This is a genomic window from Thauera butanivorans (genome assembly GCF_048398245.1).
Taxonomy (GTDB): domain Bacteria; phylum Pseudomonadota; class Gammaproteobacteria; order Burkholderiales; family Rhodocyclaceae; genus Thauera; species Thauera butanivorans.
Window position 1 is genome coordinate 3732074 of the sequence record NZ_CP183038.1, and the last position, 22819, is coordinate 3754892.

Here is a 22819-nt window from a genome sequence, read left to right on the forward strand (position 1 = left end):
TGAAGGCGGCAGGCGGCAAGCACATCAGTCTCGCTGGCCGGCTTCGACGACGGTCAGCGCCGTCATGTTGATGATGCGCCGGACGGTGGCGGAAGGCGTCAGGATATGGACCGGCTTGGACGCCCCCAGCAGGATCGGCCCCACGGTCATGCCTTCGCCCGCGGCGTTCTTGAGCAGGTTGAAGGCGATGTTGGCCGCATCCAGGGTCGGGAAGATCAGCAGGTTCGCATCCTCGCGCATCCTGGCGTTGGGGAAGATCTGCAGGCGATGCCTGGCATCCAGCGCCGAGTCGCCATGCATTTCGCCTTCGACGGCGAGATCGGGGTGCTGCTCGTGCAGCGTGTGCAGCGCGGCGCGCATCTTCCCGGCGGTCGGCGAATCGGCCGAACCGAAGGACGAATGCGACAGCAGGGCCACCTTTGGCTCGACACCGAAGCGCTTCATTTCCTCGGCCGCCAGCAAGGTCATCTCGACGATCTGCTCCGAGGTCGGGTCGTAATTGACGTAGGTGTCGGCCAGGAACAGGGTGCGGCCCGGCAGGCTGAGCAGGTTGACCGTGTAGAGATGCTCGACGCCTTCGCGACGGCCGAGCACGGATTCGACGAACTCGCGGTGCAGGCGGTGCATGCCGTAGGTGCCGCAGATCAGCCCGTCGCCGTAGCCGAACTTGAGCAGCAGCGTGCCGATCAGCGTCGTGCGGCGGCGGACTTCCTTCTTGGCGTACTCCACCGACACCCCGTGGCGTTCCATCAGTTCGTGGTAGTGCTGCCACAACTGGTTGAAGCGCGGGTCCGAATCGGGGTTGACCAGTTCGTAGTCGCGATCGGCCAGCATGCGCAGGCCGAAGCGTTCGATGTTGGACTTCACCACCTCGGGACGGCCGATCAGGATCGGCCGCGCCAGGCCTTCGTCGACCACCTGCTGCACCGCGCGCAGCACTTTCTCGGACTCGCCTTCGGCAAAGATGATGCGCTTCGGGTTCGCGCGTGCGGCGGCGAACACCGGCTTCATGATCAGGCCGGACTGCCAGACGAAATTGTTGAGCTGGGCACGGTAGGCATCCCAGTCGGTGATCGGCCGCGTCGCCACACCCGAGGTCATCGCCGCCTCGGCCACCGCGGGTGCGATCTTGACGATCAGGCGCGGGTCGAAGGGACGCGGAATGATGTAGTCGGGGCCGAAGCCGCCGACCTTCTCGCCGTAGGCGGCCGCGACGATGTCGCTCTGCTCGACGCGCGCCAGTTCGGCGATCGCCTTCACCGCGGCAAGCTGCATCTCGTCGGAAATCGTGGTGGCGCCGACATCGAGCGCGCCACGGAAGATGAAGGGGAAGCACAGCACGTTGTTGACCTGGTTCGGGTAATCCGAACGGCCGGTGGCGATCAGCGCGTCGTCGCGCACTTCCTTGACCTGCTCCGGCAGGATCTCGGGCGTCGGGTTGGCCAGCGCCAGGATCATCGGCCGCGGCGCCATCTTCGCCACCATCTCCGGCTTGAGCACACCGCCCGCCGACAGGCCGAGGAAGACGTCGGCGCCTTCGATGATCTCGCCCAGCGTACGGGCATCGGTGCGCTTGGCGTAGCGCGCCTTGATCGGGTCCATCAGCGCCGTGCGGCCCTCATAGACCACGCCCTCGATGTCGGTGACCCAGATGTTGTCGACCGGCACGCCGAGCTTTTCGAGCAGGCCCAGGCAGGCCAGCGCCGCAGCGCCGGCGCCCGAGGTCACCACCTTGACCTGATTCAGCGCCTTGCCCTGCAGGTGCAGGCCGTTGAGGATGGCGGCGCCGACCACGATCGCGGTGCCGTGCTGGTCGTCGTGGAAGACCGGAATCTTCATGCGCTCGCGCAGCTTCTTCTCGATGTAGAAGCACTCCGGCGCCTTGATGTCCTCGAGGTTGATGCCGCCGAAAGTCGGCTCGAGCGCGGCGATCATGTCGATCAGCTTGTCGGCGTCGGGCTCGTCGATCTCGAGGTCGAAGACGTCGATGCCGGCGAACTTCTTGAACAGCACGCCCTTGCCTTCCATGACCGGCTTGGACGCCAGCGGGCCGATGTTGCCCAGGCCCAGCACCGCCGTGCCGTTGGTGACGACACCGATCAGGTTCGAACGCGCGGTGAGCTCGGCCGCCTGCGCGGGGTCCTCGACGATCGCGTCGCATGCGGCAGCCACACCGGGCGAATAGGCCAGCGACAGATCCCGCTGGTTGGACAACACCTTGGTCGGCGTGACCGAAATCTTGCCCGGGCGCGGATAGCGATGATAGTCGAGGGCGGCACTGCGGATCAGTTCATCCATGGTCTCTTTCCTGTCTCGTCTTCTGGTATGGAGCGCGCGGCACGCAGCATCGACCGCTCCCGGCATCGGAGCAGGCAGGGCAACGCGCGCGCGACCCTGCCGAGGATACCGCGATTACCAATTTTCCGCATTCCGAAAACGCGATTTGCGATGTGAAAGGAAACTGAAAGGGAAGCAATGCACCCCGCGGCATCATCATAAACGTCCCCGGACGAGCCAATCACTTACGAGCATATCCAATTCATGATCCGGCATCGGCCGTGGCATAATTATGGGCTTTCGCCGGTCGCGGCCCGCCTTCGCGAAACCGTGACCGGACATCGGGTGCCGCCGGCACCCACGCAGCCCGCCGGCCAGGCAGCAGACCGCCTCGACGATGGCCGACCGACGGGAATGGTTTCGCATCACAGCACGGGAGAGCTGTACACATGTCTCAGAACCACGCCCAGGCGGCCATTGCCGCTGCCCCCGAATACGTTCGCCACGAAGGCCTCAAGAAGTGGGTCGGCGAAATCGCCGCCCTCACCGAGCCCGACCAGGTGGTCTGGTGCGACGGCTCGCAGGAAGAATACGACCGCCTGTGCGCCGAAATGGTCGAATCCGGCATGCTGATCAAGCTCAACCCGGAAAAGCGCAAGAACTCCTACCTCGCCTGGTCCGACCCCTCCGACGTCGCCCGCGTCGAAGACCGCACCTTCATCTGCTCCCGTGACAAGGCCGACGCCGGCCCCACCAACAACTGGGAGGACCCGGCGGTGATGCGCGAGACCCTGAACGGGCTGTTCAAGGGTTCGATGCACGGCCGCACGATGTACGTGATCCCGTTCTCGATGGGCCCGCTCGGCAGCCCGATCGCCCACATCGGCATCGAGATCTCCGACAGCCCCTACGTCGTCACCAACATGCGCACGATGACGCGCATGGGCCGCGGCGCGCTCGACGTGCTCGGCGCCGACGGCGAGTTCGTGCCCTGCGTGCATAGCGTCGGCGCGCCGCTGGCGCACGGCGAGAAGGACAGCCGCTGGCCGTGCAACCCCACCACCAAGTACATCGTGCATTTCCCCGAAACGCGCGAGATCTGGTCCTACGGCTCGGGCTACGGCGGCAACGCGCTGCTGGGCAAGAAGTGCTTCGCGCTGCGCATCGCCTCCACCATGGCGCGCGACGAAGGCTGGCTGGCCGAGCACATGCTGATCCTCGGCGTCGAATCGCCCGACGGCGAGAAGAGCTACGTCGCCGCCGCCTTCCCATCGGCCTGCGGCAAGACCAACTTCGCCATGCTGATCCCGCCCAAGAGCTTCGACGGCTGGAAGATCACCACCGTGGGCGACGACATCGCCTGGATCAAGCCGCGCAAGGAAGCCGACGGCAGCACCCGCTTCTACGCCATCAACCCCGAAGCCGGCTTCTTCGGCGTCGCCCCCGGCACCTCCGAGAAGACCAACTTCAACGCCATGGCGACGCTGAAGGAAAACATCATCTTCACCAACGTCGCGCTGACCGACGACGGCGACGTGTGGTGGGAAGGCATGAGCAAGGAAGCCCCCGCCCACCTGATCGACTGGCAGGGCAAGGACTGGACGCCCGAGATCGCCAGGGAAACCGGCCGCAAGGCGGCGCACCCGAACTCGCGTTTCACCGCGCCGGCCGGCCAGTGCCCGTCGATCGACGCCGCCTGGGAAGAACCCGCCGGCGTGCCGATCTCGGCCTTCATCTTCGGCGGCCGCCGCGCCACCACGGTGCCGCTGGTGTACCAGGCCTTCAACTGGAACTTCGGCGTCTACATGGCCTCGACGCTGGGCTCCGAAACCACCGCCGCCGCCTTCGGCGCGCAGGGCGTGGTGCGCCGCGACCCGTTCGCGATGCTGCCCTTCTGCGGCTACCACATGGGCGACTACTTCAACCACTGGCTGCGCATGGGCCACGCCGTCGAAGACACGCCGAAGATCTTCTGCGTGAACTGGTTCCGCATGAACGAGAAGGGCGAATTCATGTGGCCCGGCTTCGGCGACAACATGCGTGTGCTGAAGTGGATCATCGACCGCTGCAAGGGCCGCATCTCCGCCAAGGAAACCGCACTGGGCTGGATGCCGCGCTTCGAGGACCTCGACTGGACCGGCACCGACATCAGCCGTGAAGAATTCGAGGCCCTGACCCAGGTCGACGCCGACGCCTGGCGCACCGAGCTGAACGCCCACAAGGAATGGTTCGACAAGCTGCAGGACCGCCTGCCGCGCCAACTGGCGCTGAAGCGCGAGCTGTTCGAGCTAGCGCTGAACGCCGACTGAACACCGGCCGGCTCCACGACGAAAAAGCGCCGCGGGTCGGCGCTTTTTCGCTTTCCGGGGAATGCCACCCCACCTTCACCAGGACGATCAAGCCATGCACCGCTCGAGCCGCCTCGACGACATCCAGCCCTTCCACGTCATGGAGCTGCTGCGCCGCGCGCGCGAACTTGAAGCGCAGGGCCGCGACATCATCCACATGGAAGTCGGCGAACCGGACTTCCCCACTCCGCAGCCCGTCATCGACGCCGCAACACGCTTCATCGCCAGCGGCGACGTGCATTACACTGCCGGCCTGGGCCTGCCCGCACTGCGTGAAGCCATCGCCCGCTTCTATCACGACCGCTTCGGTGCGGACGTCGCGCCCGAACGCATCGTCGTCACCGCCGGCGCCTCGGGCGCGCTGATGCTGGCGCTGGCGGCGACGACCGAGCCGGGAGACGAATGGCTGCTGCCCGATCCGGGCTACCCGTCCAACCGTCATCTGGTGCGCAGTTTCGAAGGCCGGGCGCGAGGGCTGCCGGTGGATGCCGCGAGCCGCTATCAGCCCACGCCGGAGCAGGTCGAGGCCGCCTGGGGCAGCCACTGCCGCGGCCTGATGGTGGCAACGCCTTCGAACCCGACCGGCACGCTGCTGGAGGTCGACGAAATCGCCGCGCTGCATGCCGTCACGCATGCCCGACGCGGCGTGCTGATCGTCGATGAGATCTACCAGGGCCTCAGCTACGGCGTGGAGGCGGCGACCGCCCTCGCCCATCCGGCGCTGAATGCCGCCGACGACGTATTCGTGGTCAACAGCTTCTCGAAGTACTTCGGCATGACGGGCTGGCGCCTGGGCTGGCTGGTGGCACCGGCCGGCATCGTGCGCGACATCGAGAAGCTCGCGCAGCATTTCTTCATCTCGCCATCGACGCCGGCGCAGCATGCGGCGCTGGCGGCTTTTCGCCCGGAAACGCTGGAGATTCTGGAAGCGCGCCGGCACGCGTTCGGCGAGCGCCGCGACACCCTGCTGCCGGCGCTGCGCAGCCTCGGCTTCACGGTGGCGACCGAGCCGCAGGGGGCGTTCTACATCTACACCGACGTGTCGAAGCTGGCGGACGATGCCGAAGCGCTGGCGCACCGCCTGATCGAGGAAGCCGGCATCGCTGCCACGCCCGGCCTGGACTTCGGCCATCACCTGCCGCACCGGCACCTGCGCATCGCCTACACGACGCGGCGCGAACGCCTGCTGGAAGCGGCCGAGCGCATCGCCCGGCTCAGGCTGTAGGCTGCTGTCAGCCGGCGGACGCCGGCGTTTCGTTCCGCACCACGGCCTCGCGACCCGAAGCCGCCACCAGGCGCTTCTTGATCGCCATCACCTTGCGCGTATAGCGCGCATTCGGATCCTTCAGCGAGCCGTTGTAGTACTGCAGGGCACGTTGCAAGGAACCGTAGCGCTGCAGCCCCTCCTGCAGCACCAAGGTGCCCACGCGCACGTTCAGGGTCGGGTCGAACAGCGCGTACTTGCCGCGTCCCTGGCCGATCTTGTCCTGGTGATAGCGCGGGATGACCTGCATCAGGCCCTGGGCGCCCATGTTGCTGACCGCGCGCGGGTTGAAGCTGGACTCGACCGCCATGATCGCGACGATCAGCAAGGGATCGAAGCCATGCTCCTCGGCCGATTCCTCGGCCGCCATCAAGGCCGGCTCGATCACGTCCCCCGACACCCGATAGGTATCGGTGATCCAGTCGCGCACCCGGAGCATCTCGGGTGACAGCCCGTCGTCTCCGTCTTCCAGATCGAAGGCCGGCATGCGGAGCGACGCAAGCGCCGGCGATGGCTTGCGAGCGCTCGGCGCGGACAAGCCCGGTTCCGGCTTCTGCGTCGCGACCAGCGCCGGCTGGGCGCGATGCGCATCCGCCAGCACCATCGCCGCTTCGCTCACCGTCGGCGCCGCCTTGCCCTGCACGCGCAGATCGGCATAGCCGATCACGGGGCGGCTGCCGCCGTCGTGCCCCAGGTAAGCCATGCCCGCAAGGCCAAAGAAAAGAACGGCACCGTGCGCAATACCGAACGCGGCCCCGCTCGCCTGGCGCGCGAGCGCGTTGATTCGAGTTGCGTGTTTCATGGTGTCCTCCATGCTGTGGCCTGAGGGCTGCGCAGGATTGCCATGGTGGGCATCCAGAAGCCCGCGCAGGTATCGCGCAAGCCGTCTCCGAAGCGGCGGATCAGCCGCTCCTGAGTGCAGTCACACTCGGTCGCCAGTAGGTGTTCAAGCCCGTCGCCGCAACCAGACAGCGGGCCCCGCGGTGCGTGCGTCCATGAAACTGCGTCTCCCCTGGAGGAAGGCGCCGCACCGAGATCGATTTATGAGTCAATAAGATTGCTGCAAAGCAACATCGGGCGGATTCTATTGTGGCAAAAACATTTTGTCAAAACTTGGTGCGCCATCTGTGACGTACCGGCTTGACACATCCCCGGAATTGATCGACCAGCAAGCAGCGCCGCTCACCCCTTCCGGGCGGAAACACAGCGATCGAGCCGATCCCAGTCGAAGCAGGGCCCCGGATCGGTCTTTCTGCCCGGCGCGATGTCGGCATGCCCGACGACCGCCTCGATCGGGTAGCGCTGCTCCAGTTCGACGACCAGTTCGGCCAGGCGCCGATACTGGACATCCTCGAAGGGCAGCGTATCGCAGCCTTCCAGCTCGATCCCGATCGAAAAATCGTTGCAACGCTCCTGTCCGTTCCAGCTCGAAACCCCCGCATGCCAGGCCCGCAGGTCCGGATCGACGAAGCGGATCACCATGCCATCGCGGCGAATGAAATAATGAGCCGACACCCGAAGATGGTGGATCGAGGCGTAGTACGGGTGCTCATCCGGGTCCAGCGCATTGGTGAACAACTGCGCCACCCCCGGCCCGCCAAACTGGTCCGGCGGCAAACTGATCGCATGCACCACGATGAGGCGGACGCTTTCGCCCTCCGGGCGCACATCGAAGTTTGGTGAGGGCAGGTAAAGGTTCACGATGCTCACGGCGATCCTGGACGACAATGGGCGCAGCGACGTTAACAGCAAACCCCCGGGCATGCCAAGGTGGCCGACGCGTTGTGCCCGACATGCCGAGGCGTTAACCTAATGCGCTGCGCAATTTCCCGCCTGTCCGAACGACCCGAAATGAACCACACCCACCTGCTGCACCAGCTCATCCTCGCCTCGGCCGAACGCGACGCCGACGCTCCCGCGCTCAGCTTCGGCGCCGAACACCGCAGCTATGCGCAACTTGCCGCCGACATCCGGGCCTTTGCTGCCGGTCTGCGCCAGTTGGGCATGGAACGCAGCGAACGTGTCGGCATCTATCTGGACAAGCGCATCGAAACCGTCGTCGGCATGTTCGGCACCACTGCCGCGGGCGGGGTGTTCGTGCCGGTGAACCCCATCCTGAAAGCCGAGCAGGTCGGCTACATCCTGCAGGACTGCAACGTCCGCGTATTGCTGACCTCGCCCGAACGCTTCTCCGCACTGGCCGGCGTGCTCGGCAGCTGCCACGACCTGCGCCACGTCGTACTGACCGGCGCGCCGGCCGAACTGCCCTCGCTGCCCGGCGCCTCGGTGCACCGCCTGGGCGATCTGCTCGCCGCGCCCGCCACCCCCGGCCACCGCGTCATCGACGCCGACATGGCCGCCATCCTGTATACCTCGGGCAGCACCGGCCGGCCGAAGGGTGTCGTGCTGTCGCACCGCAACATGGTCGCGGGCGCGAAGAGCGTCGCCCAATACCTCGAGAACCGCGCCGACGACACCTTGCTGGCCGCCCTGCCGCTGTCCTTCGACGCCGGCTTCTCGCAGCTGAGCACCGCCTTCCACAGCGGCGCGCGCGTGGTGCTGCTCAACTACCTGCTGCCGCGCGACGTGCTGAAGGCGGTCGAAAAGGAAAAGGTCACCGGCCTCACCGCCGTTCCGCCGCTGTGGATCCAGCTTTCGCAGCTCCAGTGGCCCGACACCGTCACCGAACATCTGCGCTACATCGCCAACACCGGCGGACGCATGCCACTGGAGACGCTGACCAAGTTGCGCAGCATGCTGCCGAAGACCAAACCCTTCCTGATGTACGGCCTCACCGAAGCCTTCCGCGCCACCTACCTGCCGCCCGAGGAAGCCGACCGCCGGCCCGACTCCATCGGCAAGGCCATCCCGAACGCCGACGTGGTCGTGCTGCGCGAGGACGGCAGCGAATGCGCGCCCAACGAACCGGGCGAACTCGTCCAGCGCGGCGCGCTGGTGGCGATGGGCTACTGGAACGACCCGGAGAAGACCGCCGAACGCTTCAAGCCACTGCCGAGCCATGCGCCCGGCCGCCAGAGCGGCCTCGTCCTGCCGGAACTGGCGGTATTCTCGGGTGACACCGTGCGTCGCGACGAGGAAGGCTTCCTGTACTTCATCGGCCGCCGCGACGAGATGATCAAGACCTCGGGCTACCGCGTCAGCCCCACCGAAGTCGAGGAAATCCTCTACGCCACCCGGCTGGTCGGCGAATGCGCCGCCTTCGGCGTCGAACACGACACGCTCGGCCAGAGCATCACCGTCATCGCCACCCCGCCGCAGGGCGGCACGCTCGACAGCGCAGCCCTGCTGGCGGAATGCCGCCAGCGCATGCCGGCCTACATGGTGCCGAGCCGCATCGAAGTGCGCGACGGGCCGTTGCCGCGCAACCCGAATGGCAAGATCGACCGCAAGACCTTGTCGAGCGAAATCTGACAAGCCGCCCCGAGCATGTCCGCCACACTCAGCCCAGGATCAGCTCTGCACGGCGTTTGCAGCAGCGCTGCGGCGCTCCGCTGCGGTCTGCTCATCGTCGGCCTCGCCCTGTCCCTCGACCTCGCCGCAGCCGTGTTGCGCGTCGGCCCGGGCGAAGCTTTCGAGCGGATCGCCGATGCGGCAAAAGCTGCCCGCGACGGCGACATCGTCGAGATCATGCCCGGAGAATATCGGGGCGACGTCACCGTATGGCGGCAAAAGGAACTGCTGATCCGCGGCATCGGCGAGCGCCCGGTGCTGATCGCCGGCGGCAGGATCGCCGAAGGCAAGGCCATCTGGGTCATCCGCAACGGCAACATCCGCATCGAAAACATCGAGTTCCGGGGGGCAAGGATTCGTGGCGGCAATGGCGCGGGCATCCGCTTCGAGCGCGGCCGCCTCGAAGTACGGAACTGCGCCTTCATCGACAATCAGAATGGCATACTCACGGCAAATTTCACCGATGCCGAGCTCACTATCCGCGACAGCCTGTTCGCACAGGCGCCACGCCAGGAGCACTCCCTTCCCCACCTGCTCTACGTCGGCCGCATCGCCCGCTTCGAACTCAGCGGCAGCCGCTTCCACCAAGGCTACCGCGGCCACCTGGTCAAGACTCGAGCACGCCACAACGACATCCGCTACAACCTGCTTTATGACGGCCCGCTCGGCGAAGCCTCCTACGAGCTCGATCTGCCCAATGGCGGCGTCGCATTCGTCATCGGCAACATCATCGGTCAGAGTGTCAACACGCAGAACCCGATCGTGGTCGCCTATGGCGCCGAAGGTCAGTTCTGGCCCGAAAATGCGCTCTATCTCGCGCACAACACGCTGCTCAGCGACCGCCTGACCGGCACCTGGTTCCTGCGCACCTTCTCCGAGAGGCTGCCACCCGATACCGAAATTCTCGGCATCAACAACCTGACGGTTGGCATCGGCGCATTCACGCTCGCCGCCAGCGGCACATTCCGGGGCAATGTTCCGCTGCCCCCTGGCGGCCTGCGCGACCCGGGCACGCTGGATTTTCGGCCGCAAGGCACCAGCCTGCTGCGCTGGATTACGGAGCCTGCCGGCAGCGTGGGAGACGTATCGCTGGTCCCCGATGCCGAATTCGCCCTGCCGCTGGGTACCCGGCCTCTGCCGTCAGGGCACAGTTGGCTGCCCGGTGCGCTGCAAAGCGGCGACTGAGCAGTTGCAACTCACCCGGCACGGCCAGCGAAGCAAGGTTCATGTCATGCCGCGGTGACGGGAATCACTGACAATTCGTGCTTCATACGGCATCATTTGCACGTTTTTGATCTTTCTCGGCCCCAGCGGCCAACGGAGTACGGTGTGCTAGAGCTGTTTTGCGGTGTTCTTCATGCGTCCGGCACAGTCACGGACGCAAGCAGCGATTTCCCCAATCAATTGGCACGGCTCCAGTTGCCACGAGGCGCAATCGGCTACAGGGCCGACGTGGCAGTGTTCCAGGGCGACGGTCAGATCTGCCTCGCTCTCGGCAATCCGCGCTTCAAGGACGCCGCCCTGCAGCAGACCAAGGAACAGCGCGGAGCCGCAGCCGCCTGGGTACAGGCCTTCCGCAGCCACGGCGACGACGCCCTGCAGCAGGCAAGCGGCCGCTTCAGCGTCATTCTCGTCGGGCTCGACGGCCGCGAGGCGCTGCTTGCCACCGACCGGTTCGGCACCTGGCCGGTGTGCTACGCCGAACGAGACGGGCGGCTGCACTTCTCCGATCGGGCCAACGCCGTTCCCGGCATCCGCCGGCAAGTCTCGTCGCAAGCGGTGTTCGAATACCTCTTCTTCCACATGATTCCCGCGCCCACGACCATTTTCGAGGGCGTGTATCGGCTGCCGCAGGGGCATCTGCTCAGGTGGCAGGACGGCAAGGCGGAATGCCGGCGCTGGTGGCAGCCCCGCTTCGACGAGGATGCCAGGCCGAATCTCGAGGAATCCAAGGCGCGCTTCCTGCAGATCATCGAAGACGGCGTGCGTCGCGAAGCCGAAGGCACCGAAATCGGCTGCTTCCTGTCCGGCGGCACCGACAGCTCCACCGTCACCGGCATGCTGTGCAAGGTCCTCGGCCGGCCCGCCCGCAGCTACTCGATCGGCTTCGATGCCAGCGGCTACGACGAGATGGAGTACGCCCGCATTGCCGCCCGGCGCTTCGGCGCCGATCACCGGGAATACTACGTCACCCCTGACGACCTGCTCGACGGCATCCCCAAGGTCGCCACCCACTACGACCAGCCTTTCGGCAATTCGTCGGCAGTGCCGGCATGGATCTGCGCCAGCCGGGCCCGCGAGGACGGCATCGACAAGATGCTCGCCGGCGACGGTGGCGACGAGCTTTTCGGCGGCAACACCCGTTATGCCAAGCAGCGGGTGTTCGGCTGGTACGAAGGCATTCCGGGTCTCGTGCGCCGCGGTCTGCTCGAACCCACGCTGGCGCTGCCGGGCATGGACCGCATCCCGGTGGTGAAGAAGGGCGTCAGTTACGTCGAACAGGCGCGCGTACCGATGCCCGACCGCATCCACATGTACAACATGCTGGTACGCCTGGGCATGGACACCGTGTTCGAGCCCGACTTCCTCGCCCGCATCGACCTCGAACAGCCCAAGCGTGAACAGCGCGAAGTCTGGCAGGCGACCAACGCCCGCTCGCACATCAACCGCCTGCTCAACTACGACTGGAAATACACTCTCGCCGACAACGATCTGCCCAAGGTCATCGGCACCACGCAACTGGCCGGCGTCGATGTGGCCTTCCCGCTGCTCAGCGACGAACTCACCGACTTCTCCACCGGCCTGCTGCCGGAATGGAAGCTCAAGCGCCTGACCCTGCGCTGGTTCTTCAAGGAAGCCCTGCGCGGTTTCCTGCCCGACGAGATCATCGCCAAGAAGAAGCACGGTTTCGGCCTGCCTTTCGGCGTATGGGCCTGCCAGCATGCCGGGCTGAAGGCGCTCGCCACCGACGCACTGAACAGTTTCCGCAAGCGCGGCATCGTGCGCCCAGGCTTCATCGACGAACTCCTTTCCACCCATCTCCCGGCCTACCCCGGCTACTACGGCGAAATGGTGTGGATCCTGATGATGATGGAGTTCTGGATGCGCGAGCATCTGCACGACTGATCCATCACTCCCTGCATACGAAACGAATCCTGACATGACCGAAGTCCGCCAAGCCCCCGTCCATACCCCGATGTCGCAGTTCCGCACCGCGGGCAGCGATCTCGTCATTAACGGCCAGCCGATCAGCCGCATCGCTGCCCGCGTCGGCCGTACGCCGTTCTACGCCTACGACCGCAGCCTGCTCGACGCCCGCGTGGCCCACCTACGCGCAGCGCTGCCCAAGGCAGTCAAGCTGCACTACGCGATGAAGGCCAACCCGATGCCCGCCCTGGTGGGCCACATGGCGCGCCTGGTCGATGGCATCGACGTGGCTTCGGCCGGCGAGCTCATGGTGGCGCTGGACGCCGGCGCCGATCCGCGCGAAATCAGCTTCGCCGGACCGGGCAAGACCGAGACCGAACTGCACCAGGCCGTCGCCGCCGGCATCCTCATCAACGTCGAATCCTTTCGCGAAGTGCCCTTGCTGGCTGCCGCGCAGCAGGCGCTCGGCCTGCCGGCACGCGTCGCGGTGCGCGTCAATCCCGATTTCGAACTCAAGTCCTCCGGCATGAAGATGGGCGGCGGTCCCAAGCAGTTCGGCGTCGACGCCGAGCAGGTACCCGAACTGCTGGCCGAAATCGGCCGCGCCGGCCTGGCTTTCGAAGGCTTCCACCTGTTCGCCGGTTCGCAGAACCTCAAGCCCGAAGCCATCGTCGAAGCGCAGCAGAAAAGCTACGCGCTGGCATGCCGGCTCGCCGAGCATGCGCCCTCGCCGATCAGGTTCCTCAACCTGGGCGGCGGCTTCGGCATTCCCTACTTCCCCGGCGAGCAGCCGCTGGACCTCGCCCCCATCGGCGCCAACCTCGCCGACATCGCAGAACAGGCGAAGCAGGCTCTGCCCGAGGCCGAAATCGTCATCGAACTGGGCCGCTACCTGGTCGGCGAAGCCGGCCTGTACGTCGCCAGGGTGATCGACAAGAAAATCTCGCGCGGCCACACCTATCTCGTCACCGACGGCGGCCTGCACCACCACCTGTCGGCCTCGGGCAACTTCGGCCAGGTCATCCGCAAGAACTACCCCGCCGCCATCGCCAACCGCATGGACACTCCGGCTCAAGAATCTGTCTCCGTGGTCGGCCCACTCTGCACCCCGCTCGATCTGCTGGCGGACCGCATGAGCCTGCCCAATGCCGAACCGGGCGACCTCGTCGTCATCTACCAGTCGGGAGCCTACGGTGCCAGCGCCAGTCCGCAACGGTTTCTGGGACATCCGGAGGTGACGGAAGTGCTCGTCTGACATCCGTCCAGGCGAATGGGCCCTTCTCGCGCCCCTCCCGAGGAGGGGCTTTTCGCCTGGGGGCGGCCCCCGGCGGCAAAAAAAGACTAACGGTCAGACACGGCCTCTCGCCACTTGCCAGCACGCATCAACTGATTCTTGAGTCCAGGGAGAGGGAAGCCAAGCCGATATGCGATGTGGGCATTCTCCAGCGCGGCATTGTAGTCACCCAGCTTGACGTAAGCCAAACCAAGGTTGTAATGAACATTGGCATTGGGTTGCCCTCCCTCCTTTGCCTGCTCCAGGTACTTCACGGCCTCGCGGTTTTTTCCCGAGCGCAGCAGATGCATGCCATACAGCATCTTGACCACTTCGTCATCGGGCCTGAATCGCATCCCTCGTTCGAACCAGCAATCGACTGAGTACCTCGCTCCTTCCGGAGTGGGCTTTTTCTCCCGCTCGCTTAGCCGCGCCATGGCGTCAAGTGCCCGCGGATGATTCGGAAACACCCTCAGCACATAGGCAATGTCGCCACCAATCCTGGTTGAAGACGCGCCACCTCTCAATTGCTCGACATCCTGAGTGAAGTGAAAGCGTTCGACGATGGCATGCTTATCATGGTTCGAACGATAGTCGAACGGCCCATAGCCGTTACTCAGACTACCGCAGGCATTCATCTCCTGCGCCGACGCAGCGAACGCAGCGCACATGAACAGGCTCATCCCTGTTCTCGCCAACAGCCCACGACCAAATTTCATCATCTTTGGTTGTCGACGCGACATCTTCACTCCTTCGCCGTTCATCACCAGCCTTCCCCCAGAATCACGACCTGAAACTGCTCGAAGCCTGCAGATTGATCCATTCGAGCGTAAAACGTTCCGCTTCGCATGCATCCTCAACACGGGAAAAAGTGTGATCCGCCTGCTCGAAATGCTTTACGGCAACCCGTTTCGAATCCATCGCACAGCGCCATCCCGAATCAAGCTTCGTCAGTTGCTGAAACTCACGCGCAACAAAATCTCGCCCACTCAACAAGACTGCAAATGGGCGGCCGGATTGCGTCAAACCGTCCAACATCCGTTGCCGCAGATCTGGGACGTCAGCCAAGTGTGGCGGTTTCGCTGGGGCCGATACCTGCTGAGGCGCGGTTTGCGCTACGGAGGCTGACGCTCCTTGCCGTTTTCCAGCACCAAGCACCGTGGCCATCAAGGACCGCAATGCACCCACGAAGTGCACATCGCCACGCAGGACTTTACGCCAGAACCGCCCATCGAAAAGTCGCTGGAGGTAATAGTGACGAAGCATTACGCTGGCATTTCCCTCCGCAGTGCGAACCCAAGGGTTGAGCAGCACCGCACCGGCAATCAGCGGATGCGCCGGCATCGCCATGCAGGCTGCACTAGCACCGTCGCACAAACCCCACAACACGATTTTCCTCAACCCTGGCGCCGCAGCAACGAACGCTTCGATGGCGGCCTGAATGTCGTCACCGACCTCCGCAAAGCTACGCTGAGCGCCAGTGGCATCCCCCATTCCCCGGTAGTCGAAGCGCATGCACGGTATGCCGTGCCTGGCCAAGAAACGGGCAAGATTGACGAACTGGCGATGGCTACCCACCCGATACTGGGGGCCGCCAACCACGATCAGGACACCGATCGATGAATCCTGACCAGAGGAGGAGATGACGCCGAGCAGGCTGTCATCTCCGCAATCGAATATCAGTGCCTGCTCAATGACTCCCATGCATCTCGTCCATCGCCACCAAGGTGGCATCGAGCAGGGCTTCGCAAGTTTCGATCTCCTGCGTTTGCCAGAACGATGGTCCATGTACGCACTTGGCCACAATGTCCACACCCTGGGCAGCAGCACGCTCGGCCAGCATGACAATGGCTGGGGAACAGGTAGCTGGTTCCACGGAATTGAGTTCAAGCAAGCGAACTGGAGCATGGAAACCTGAGCGGAAGCTCAGCTTTGCCGCCTCCAACCCTGCACATAGCTCTGAGCCAAGCGTGTATCCTGCCACCTCCACCGCCTTGCCCGCATCGATATCCGCACGCATCGCCGCCATGACGGCCTTTGCATCGTGCTCGTCCAGCATCCCGCTGACACCCTTCAGCCGTAGGAACTGGTTGAGGTGCTGCTTGCCATTGCCTACCGGTTGCCACAGGATCACCGCATGGCTTCCGGTGTCCGTCCGCGACAGCCAGTCCGATATCAGTAGCGCGCCGGCGCGCAAGCCCCATAGCACGACATGTTCGAACCCCTGCTCGCCCAGCCACAGATACGCCGCATCCAGATCGGCCAACCAAGCATCCCAAGACGCATCGGCAAAATCGCCACTGCTATCGCCGCACCCCAGCAGATCGAGCTGAAGAACCGTCCACCCCGCTCTGGCCAGACTGGCGGCACACAAGGCCGCCATGCGCCGGGATTTGTTCAGTTCTTCAGCAAACGGATGAACATACAGCACCGCTCCACGCGACTGCGCGGCGGCAGGCCCGGTCAGCAAGCAGAAACGCTGTCCGCCTCCGCCAATCGGCAAAAAAAAAGCTTCGCGCCGCAACGAGGACATGCAGACTCAGCTCAGCTTCCCGGACACGAACTCGACGAGCGTCCCCACACTTGCAAAAGTCGCGCCGTCGATCTCGTCATCCTCGACATACAAACCGAAGCGCTCCTCAAGCATGTTGATCACGCCTACCACCGCCATGGAGTCCAACTCGGGCACGGCGCCCAGCAAGGCCGTATTGACGTCGAATTCCTGCGCCCGGCCATTGAGACTCAGCACGTCATCGAGAATCGCAAGAACTTCTTTCTGAATATCCAAAGATCACTCCCCAATGCAGATCGGTTTTCGCAAGTTCGATCATCGCATCTGAAGCGCTGGCCGAACGCGGGGTATTATAAACGCCACTCGTCACAAACAAACCGTTGTAGCCTGAAGCGGAGACATTTTGAACACCTCCCTCGCATCACGTCTGACCAGCACCTTCCAGCAGTTCGGCCGGAAGGAAGGCTTCATTTATCTTCTCGGAAAGGCGCTCGCACAAACGACGGGCGGCAGACTTCGCCTCATCCGCTACCATCTGGTAGCCCAGCCCGTACCGCCTTCACCACAAGAGCGCCCCCTGCCCCCCGGTGCCCGCACATCCATCGGGTTCATCTCCCCCGACGCCTCAATCGTCAGCCAGTTTCCACGCCCGCAGGAAGTCATCGCACGCCGCTTCGCCAACGGAGATCGCTGCATCACAGCCCAGACTGACGGACGCTTCGCCGGCTACATCTGGCTTGCGCACAACCAATACGACGAAGACACCGTGCGCTGCCTGTATCGCCTCGCCGACCCTGCTCAAAGCGCCTGGGATTATGATGTCTATGTAGATCCAGATTTTCGCATGGGACGCACGTTCTCCAGACTGTGGGCCAGCGCCAACCGACAGCTTGCCAGCGAAGGCATACGTTGGAGTTTTTCGAGGATCGCCGCCGCGAACCCCCAGTCGCTCGACTCTCACCGCCGATTAGGTATCCAAAAGTTGTTCTCGGCAAGCTTCATCAAGGCCGGCAAGTGGCAAGTGATGATTGCCTGCGCACATCCCTACATCCATATCTCGATATCCACAACTTCGCGCCCCACGCTGCTTCTTCACCCTCCACGGGCCAAGTAGCCACCTCTCGCCAGCCGAGCATGACAGTCGGCAACATGGAACGAGCGCCCGAACCAACTCCAGGTTCTCGATAGCCGCTCGCAGCTGCGGGCTACACTCGCAAGGACTGGCTGCTTGACTTAATGAGTCCCCCCAAACCCTGATATCATCCGGCAGGCATTATTCAGTTCAGTTGCCACAAGGACATACGCTCCCTGCGCTCCACAGCATCATGAGACCACCGATACAATGGAACTCCTGACGACTCCTTCGACGGGTCCCACCGAATCAGTATCCAGCAAACGGGAATCGCGAAAAAATGACACCAATGCCAGCACTCAAGCATTGGTGAGCGTTGTCATTCCCGCCTACAACTGCGCAAACTATCTTCGCCGGTCAATCGAAAGCGCATTGGGACAAACCCATCCTTTCGTTGAATGCATAGTCGTGAATGACGGCTCAACGGACGACACCGAAAATGTTGCAATGAGCTATGGCCCCAGGATCAAACTCATAAATAGACCAAATGGCGGTGCGTCTGCAGCAAGAAACACCGGCATCGATTCCGCATCAGGCGAGTTCATCGCATTCCTTGATGCCGATGACTATTGGCACCCAAGCAAAATCGAAAAACAGATTCGTTTAATGAGCACCTACCCGGATGTCGTCCTGGTAAGCACCGGCTTTACACACCACGTAAGCAGTGAAGCTGAAGTCATGGAACGCATAGGGTCTCAGGCGGCCACACCATACGACGCCGCATTCGCCGAGATTCACCACGATTTTCTTCCCTTGTTCCGCGACCCTTACCTTGGAACACCTACCGTTCTCGTCCGCACAGATCGCGCCCGCGAAATCGGTGGATTCGACGTCACACTCCCGATCGCCGAAGATATCGATTTCTATTTCAAGGTATGCAAGCATCGCTCTTACGCTCGAATCAACCAACCTCTGACAATCATTCAACAACGCCCAGGCAGCCTTTCTTTCACCCAACCGGGCTACCGCTTGAATCTCGAGGTGTTGAACCGCCTTGAAGCAGCCTATCCCGAATTCGCCGCCGCCCATTCCGATGAATTCAGACAGCAGCGACTCAGGATCTACGAGAGCTGGGCTGCCCGTTGCATCATCGCCGGACGCGGCTCCCAGGCGAGAGAGCTACTGGGAGAAAGCAAAAAATACGGTAGAGCTACTGCGTATACGCGGCTGCTGATCAAATCCTATCTGGCAGGAGCAATTGCTGCAATCAAGAGGCTTGGGCAGCAGACAGCCGCCAAATAAAAACAATCCATCCGACATACATCCACGTAACACCGGATCCCTACACACAGCGCTTCAAGCAAGAAAGCAGAAATTCAAATAGCCGTTTTTTCAGTGAACGGAGGGCGTATTGACATCAGTCGGAAAAAAAGTTGCAGCAGGCGCCGCCTGGATGATCGGCATGAGATTCGTGGAACGAAGCATCGGCATCGTTTCAACGCTGATCCTGGCGCGCCTTCTCGTACCCGAAGACTTTGGCCTCGTCGCAATGGCAATGGCTGTCTTTGCCTTTGTCGAGATAGCTGGTCAATTTGGATTCGACCTGGCGCTGATTCGCGAGCAGCACGCCGCTCGTGAACACTATGACAGCGCATGGACTGTTTCCGTATGTTACGGCATTCTCGCGGCTCTGATTCTTGCAGCACTAGCCATCCCAGCTGCGTATTTTTTTGGCGATCCGCGGCTCGAGACGATTATCTACATCTTTGGAGCAGTGGCGCTACTTCAAGGTTTCGAAAACATCGGAACGGTTGATTTCAGAAAAAATCTGAACTTTGGAAAGGATTTCCGGTTTATTTTTTTCAAAAAGATAATTTCGTTCGCCATCACAGTAGCGCTCGCATTCCACTTCCGTAGTTACTGGGCCTTGGTAGCCGGTATGGCCGCGTCCCGCATCGCAGGCGTCGTATTGAGTTACGCGATGCATCCTTTCCGGCCGCGAATTGATTTTTCGAAAACAAAAGCTCTTTTCAAGTTTTCGAAATGGATTGTCCTCACCCGAGTGATCGACTACTTCGGTACCCGCAGCCCTGATTTCATGATCGGCAGATTTTTAGATGCTAGCGCTTTAGGCCTCTATCGCGTTGGTCACGAGATAGCAACGCTTCCCACCTCGGAACTGATCTTTCCGATAATGCGGGCTGTCTTCCCTGGCTACGCCACAGTCGCTCACGATCGCGCTCTACTGGCGCGCTCCTTCCTCGCCTCACAGGCAATGATAGTAACGCTCGCGCTACCCGCCGGGCTGGGCATCGTGCTTCTTGCCGAGCCTTTTGTGCTGGTTCTGCTAGGTGAAAAATGGTTACCTGCCGTGCCGGTAATCAAGATTCTCGGCCTATACGGTGCCGTCGCAGTTTTCCAGGCAACGAACAATTCGATATTCAACGTGCTTGGCGTACCTTCATGGGCAACAGGTTTGAAGACTGCTGAATTCATCATATTGCTTCCCGCAATCTATTACGGCCTTCATTCAGGCCGCGGACTCGAGGGCGTGAGCTACGCAATTCTTGGAACAAAGCTCATCATCATTCCGATCGAAATGGCACTTACCGCATACCTGCTGAGAATCGGGTTCATTGATCGGATTCGGACGGCTTGGCGGCCAATAATGGCCGCCTTGGCCATGTGGTTTGCCGTGTCATACCTGTTGCCGCAGCAAGTTGAAACAGAAAAAGATGCCATAATGATTCTGGCGCTGGCAATCCCGACAGGCATGTCGGTTTATGCAGTTTCACTTCTAGCTCTTTGGGCCATCATTGGAAGGCCCGAGGCTCCGGAAAAGTTTCTGATGGATTTTCTCCGCCAGCGATTTCGCCCATGACGATTCCGCTTGCATCAGAGCGGTGCATCACCAAAAAAACGACCAAGCAAGATAACCGATCATGAGCACTGGATCACTCGACAAACTGGCAAGGCTAGCCGGGGCCGACACGCCCCCCCCACGATGGCTTTACAACAATCGCTGGCCTGGGCGGACACGCAAGCTGCTGCAGATCGCATATTCGCTTCTTTCGTGGCTCACGGCGCGTGGAAATTTTCTTACGCTGAAAGGAGAACGGCTGACTGCCACAAGTGGCCACGTCGAGGCATTCTCAACAGCCTCGCTGTCGATCGTGGCACAGGGCGCTCTGGTTCTGAGAAAGGCGAGCCTTTCGCATCTGGCAAACGAACTCGCAATCGACCCTGCAACATCAACCAGAACCTACCTTGCGGATGCAGATGTTCTTGTTGTGCTCGCAACGAGGAACAATACTCCCGTTGTCATTCACGTGGCCGATGATCAAATGCGTGGCGACCGCTATCGACAAGGCAGCGAATGGGCGAGAGAGGCTTTCTCCAGATCAGGAAATGATCATCTGATCCCACGCATCATCGATTATCGGAAACACCCCGTCGGCTGGATGTTGACCCAGCAACGACTCCCCGGGCGAATGATTCGTGCCGGATCGCTCAGTGCCGACGCTCTCGTGGCCCACGTTTCAGCAGCCATCAACGCCTTGCCAGCAAGCAACCCGACTGGTACATGCCAGTCAAACCATGCCGGAAGGAAGATTACGTTTACCCCAGGGCTGTTTCTTTCACTTCTTGAGAACAACCATCTGCGGACTTTTGTTCAGGAGCCCATCAAACGAATTGAAGCATGGTTGAGCAGCGCACAATTTGAAACCACGACCGCCCATCGAGATTACTGCTTCTCGAATGTCCTGTTCAGCGAAGAGTCAGCGTCGACACCTGTCATTACAGGAATTGTGGATTGGGAGCGGGCAGGCCTGGGAGCACCAGTCGGCGAGGATGCGCTTTACTTTGCTGCGTTCGCATTCGCACATTGGCGAGGGTGTTCACCTATGACGGTTCTCTGCATGATCTGGGATGGGGTACAGGAGCCAACACTCGAACGAATGCTTGATATGGTGCGAACCCGATTCAAGCTCACCGAGCTCGCCCTCGGCCATTTGAGCATTTATTTATGGCTAAGCCATCTTGTCAGGCAAACCGATGGAATTTCCCGCTGGACCGAGATGAACAGGCTCGAATGGCTCCTGCAGCCGAGCCAGAGTGCGAGAATCTGGATGGAAAAAAACCCGCTTAGCGAAACTTGAGCCGTTCCTCGATCAATCGTGTGCGTCCGACGCCGCCAACGGCCAAATATCATATCCACCAATAATCTGGTCGCGCACAAAAACTGGCAGCTACATCTTGTTACGCCCATCCGTGCCATCAGGGACAGGAGCACTCGCCTAGACCGTTGCCTTCCTGATCTGATGCAGGCGCCCCTCCCTTTAATCATTGTGAAACGTTTCCGAGGCACCATTTCATGGTCAGCCTTAATGGATTTCTGTTCACATATGAAATTATACTATTTTGCGGACCCTCACGGTAATTTCGGTGATGACTTAAACCCTTGGTTGTGGAAGAAGCTCGCCCCAAGCCTGATGAATGAAGATGAGATGGAACTCTTCATCGGCATAGGGACACTGCTGAATCATCGGCTTCCGAGCGCTCCGATAAAACATGTATTCGGCAGCGGTGTTGGTTATGGGAATTTACCCGAGCGAAACGGCCGCCTGATCATTCATGCCCTTCGAGGGTACGAAAGTGCTCGCCTGCTCGGAGAAGACAAGCGCAAGGTCATCACTGATGCCGCCATACTTGTCCGTGCCGTAGATTATCCCAGGGCTCCCATCAAGGACAAGGAATACGGTTTCATTCCCCACACCCTGAGTAGCCAATACTATGACTGGTCTGGAGTCTGCGACGATCTCGGAATTCATCATGTCAGCGCTCAATGGAATGTCGAGCGCGTTTTTCGCGAGATGACGCGTTGCAAAGTCATGGTATGCGAGGCCATGCATGGAGCAATAATTGCAGACGCTCTCAGAATCCCCTGGATTCCGGCCGTCTGCTACGACTACATCTCGGCTTTCAAATGGGGAGACTGGCTATCAACCCTCGATTTGCCGTATCAACCGAGTGTGATAACGTCATTATATGATCCCGAAAGGAATTCCCTTCCCGTCCCCCGCCTTAAGAACAAAGTAAAGCGCGGCTTTGCTCGCATAGGAATTGCACCGACAAACTGGACTGAGCCTCCGCCGGCTAAAACCGGTATGAAGGAGCGTGCTCGTGCAACCCTGGAACTCAAGGCCGCGCTGAACCGCCCTCCTCAGTTGAGCAAAGACAGCATAATCGAATCACACACGAATCGCTATCTGGATCTGCTGGACCAGTTTTCCAGAACGCATCCCATTATTCAAAAAACATGACCAGGCCATTCACCGCAACAGATGTCGGAATAATTTACACTCCGTCACATCCTTACAAAGATGGATGGCCCCTTTCATTACAGAAAACTGTTTTAACTGCTTTTTTTTGAACAACGGAACATGGCATTCAT

Annotated in this window: 18 protein-coding genes; 11 read left to right on the forward strand and 7 right to left on the reverse strand. The window is 61.6% G+C overall.

The genetic code is table 11. The features are described from left to right. Nucleotides 1-24: 24 nt before the first annotated feature. Nucleotides 25-2298: an NADP-dependent malic enzyme gene (locus tag ACNQFN_RS18035; protein ID WP_068636879.1), complete on the reverse strand. Its 2274-nt coding sequence runs from the start codon at nucleotides 2296-2298 to the stop codon at nucleotides 25-27. 428 nt (nucleotides 2299-2726) lie between these two features. Between ACNQFN_RS18035 and ACNQFN_RS18040 the strand changes: the two genes are divergently transcribed. Together ACNQFN_RS18040 and ACNQFN_RS18045 are read left to right on the forward strand one after the other, a co-directional pair. Next, the gene (locus ACNQFN_RS18040; RefSeq protein ID WP_068636880.1) at nucleotides 2727-4586 is read left to right on the forward strand and encodes a phosphoenolpyruvate carboxykinase (GTP); all 1860 of its coding nucleotides are present in this window, start codon (nucleotides 2727-2729) and stop codon (nucleotides 4584-4586) included. A gap of 94 nt (nucleotides 4587-4680) precedes the next feature. Continuing rightward, nucleotides 4681-5850 carry a pyridoxal phosphate-dependent aminotransferase gene (locus tag ACNQFN_RS18045; protein ID WP_418647161.1) on the forward strand — a complete coding sequence of 390 codons (1170 nt, stop codon included), beginning with the start codon at nucleotides 4681-4683 and terminating at the stop codon, nucleotides 5848-5850. A gap of 7 nt (nucleotides 5851-5857) precedes the next feature. Here ACNQFN_RS18045 and ACNQFN_RS18050 read toward each other — a convergent pair whose 3' ends face one another. Together ACNQFN_RS18050 and ampD are read right to left on the reverse strand one after the other, a co-directional pair. Beyond that, entirely contained in the window at nucleotides 5858-6703 is an 846-nt protein-coding gene (locus ACNQFN_RS18050) for a lytic transglycosylase domain-containing protein (RefSeq protein WP_245650908.1), read from the reverse strand. 368 nt (nucleotides 6704-7071) lie between these two features. Continuing rightward, on the reverse strand, nucleotides 7072-7653 hold the full coding sequence (ampD, locus tag ACNQFN_RS18055) for a 1,6-anhydro-N-acetylmuramyl-L-alanine amidase AmpD (protein ID WP_418647162.1): 582 nt from the start codon (nucleotides 7651-7653) through the stop codon (nucleotides 7072-7074). A gap of 87 nt (nucleotides 7654-7740) precedes the next feature. On the opposite strand from ampD, the gene ACNQFN_RS18060 reads away from it, so the two are divergent. From ACNQFN_RS18060 to ACNQFN_RS18075, 4 genes are all read left to right on the forward strand, one after another. Then, nucleotides 7741-9321 carry an acyl-CoA ligase (AMP-forming), exosortase A system-associated gene (locus ACNQFN_RS18060; protein ID WP_418647163.1) on the forward strand — a complete coding sequence of 527 codons (1581 nt, stop codon included), beginning with the start codon at nucleotides 7741-7743 and terminating at the stop codon, nucleotides 9319-9321. 15 nt (nucleotides 9322-9336) lie between these two features. Further along, the gene (locus ACNQFN_RS18065) at nucleotides 9337-10545 is read left to right on the forward strand and encodes a hypothetical protein (RefSeq protein WP_418647164.1); all 1209 of its coding nucleotides are present in this window, start codon (nucleotides 9337-9339) and stop codon (nucleotides 10543-10545) included. A gap of 273 nt (nucleotides 10546-10818) precedes the next feature. After that, nucleotides 10819-12486: an asparagine synthetase B family protein gene (locus ACNQFN_RS18070; protein ID WP_418648932.1), complete on the forward strand. Its 1668-nt coding sequence runs from the start codon at nucleotides 10819-10821 to the stop codon at nucleotides 12484-12486. Between the two features lie 34 nt (nucleotides 12487-12520). Further along, the gene (locus ACNQFN_RS18075) at nucleotides 12521-13762 is read left to right on the forward strand and encodes a pyridoxal-dependent decarboxylase, exosortase A system-associated (RefSeq protein ID WP_418647165.1); all 1242 of its coding nucleotides are present in this window, start codon (nucleotides 12521-12523) and stop codon (nucleotides 13760-13762) included. Between the two features lie 86 nt (nucleotides 13763-13848). Here ACNQFN_RS18075 and ACNQFN_RS18080 read toward each other — a convergent pair whose 3' ends face one another. The 4 genes from ACNQFN_RS18080 to ACNQFN_RS18095 are packed head-to-tail and all read right to left on the reverse strand — an operon-like array spanning nucleotide 13849 to nucleotide 16568. Next, the gene (locus ACNQFN_RS18080) at nucleotides 13849-14544 is read right to left on the reverse strand and encodes a tetratricopeptide repeat protein (protein WP_418647166.1); all 696 of its coding nucleotides are present in this window, start codon (nucleotides 14542-14544) and stop codon (nucleotides 13849-13851) included. Nucleotides 14545-14563: 19 nt separating this feature from the next. Next, on the reverse strand, nucleotides 14564-15484 hold the full coding sequence (locus ACNQFN_RS18085) for a hydrolase 1, exosortase A system-associated (RefSeq protein WP_418647167.1): 921 nt from the start codon (nucleotides 15482-15484) through the stop codon (nucleotides 14564-14566). Continuing rightward, entirely contained in the window at nucleotides 15471-16313 is an 843-nt protein-coding gene (locus ACNQFN_RS18090; RefSeq protein WP_418647168.1) for a hydrolase 2, exosortase A system-associated, read from the reverse strand. The genes ACNQFN_RS18085 and ACNQFN_RS18090 overlap by 14 nt, the downstream gene beginning before the upstream one ends. Nucleotides 16314-16319: 6 nt before the next feature. Next, nucleotides 16320-16568 carry an acyl carrier protein gene (locus ACNQFN_RS18095; protein WP_418647169.1) on the reverse strand — a complete coding sequence of 83 codons (249 nt, stop codon included), beginning with the start codon at nucleotides 16566-16568 and terminating at the stop codon, nucleotides 16320-16322. A 127-nt stretch (nucleotides 16569-16695) separates the two neighbouring features. On the opposite strand from ACNQFN_RS18095, the gene ACNQFN_RS18100 reads away from it, so the two are divergent. From ACNQFN_RS18100 to ACNQFN_RS18120, 5 genes are all read left to right on the forward strand, one after another. Continuing rightward, complete coding sequence (locus tag ACNQFN_RS18100) at nucleotides 16696-17406, forward strand: N-acetyltransferase family protein (RefSeq protein WP_418647170.1); 711 nt, start codon at nucleotides 16696-16698, stop codon at nucleotides 17404-17406. A 228-nt stretch (nucleotides 17407-17634) separates the two neighbouring features. Next, nucleotides 17635-18666 (forward strand): glycosyltransferase family 2 protein, encoded by a 1032-nt coding sequence (locus tag ACNQFN_RS18105; protein ID WP_418647171.1) that lies wholly within the window; start codon nucleotides 17635-17637, stop codon nucleotides 18664-18666. 109 nt (nucleotides 18667-18775) lie between these two features. After that, the gene (locus tag ACNQFN_RS18110; protein WP_418647172.1) at nucleotides 18776-20245 is read left to right on the forward strand and encodes a lipopolysaccharide biosynthesis protein; all 1470 of its coding nucleotides are present in this window, start codon (nucleotides 18776-18778) and stop codon (nucleotides 20243-20245) included. A 61-nt stretch (nucleotides 20246-20306) separates the two neighbouring features. Continuing rightward, nucleotides 20307-21524, forward strand: a complete 1218-nt coding sequence (locus ACNQFN_RS18115) for a phosphotransferase (RefSeq protein ID WP_418647173.1) — start codon at nucleotides 20307-20309, stop codon at nucleotides 21522-21524. Between the two features lie 246 nt (nucleotides 21525-21770). Further along, nucleotides 21771-22688: a polysaccharide pyruvyl transferase family protein gene (locus tag ACNQFN_RS18120; protein ID WP_418647174.1), complete on the forward strand. Its 918-nt coding sequence runs from the start codon at nucleotides 21771-21773 to the stop codon at nucleotides 22686-22688. Nucleotides 22689-22819: the final 131 nt, after the last annotated feature.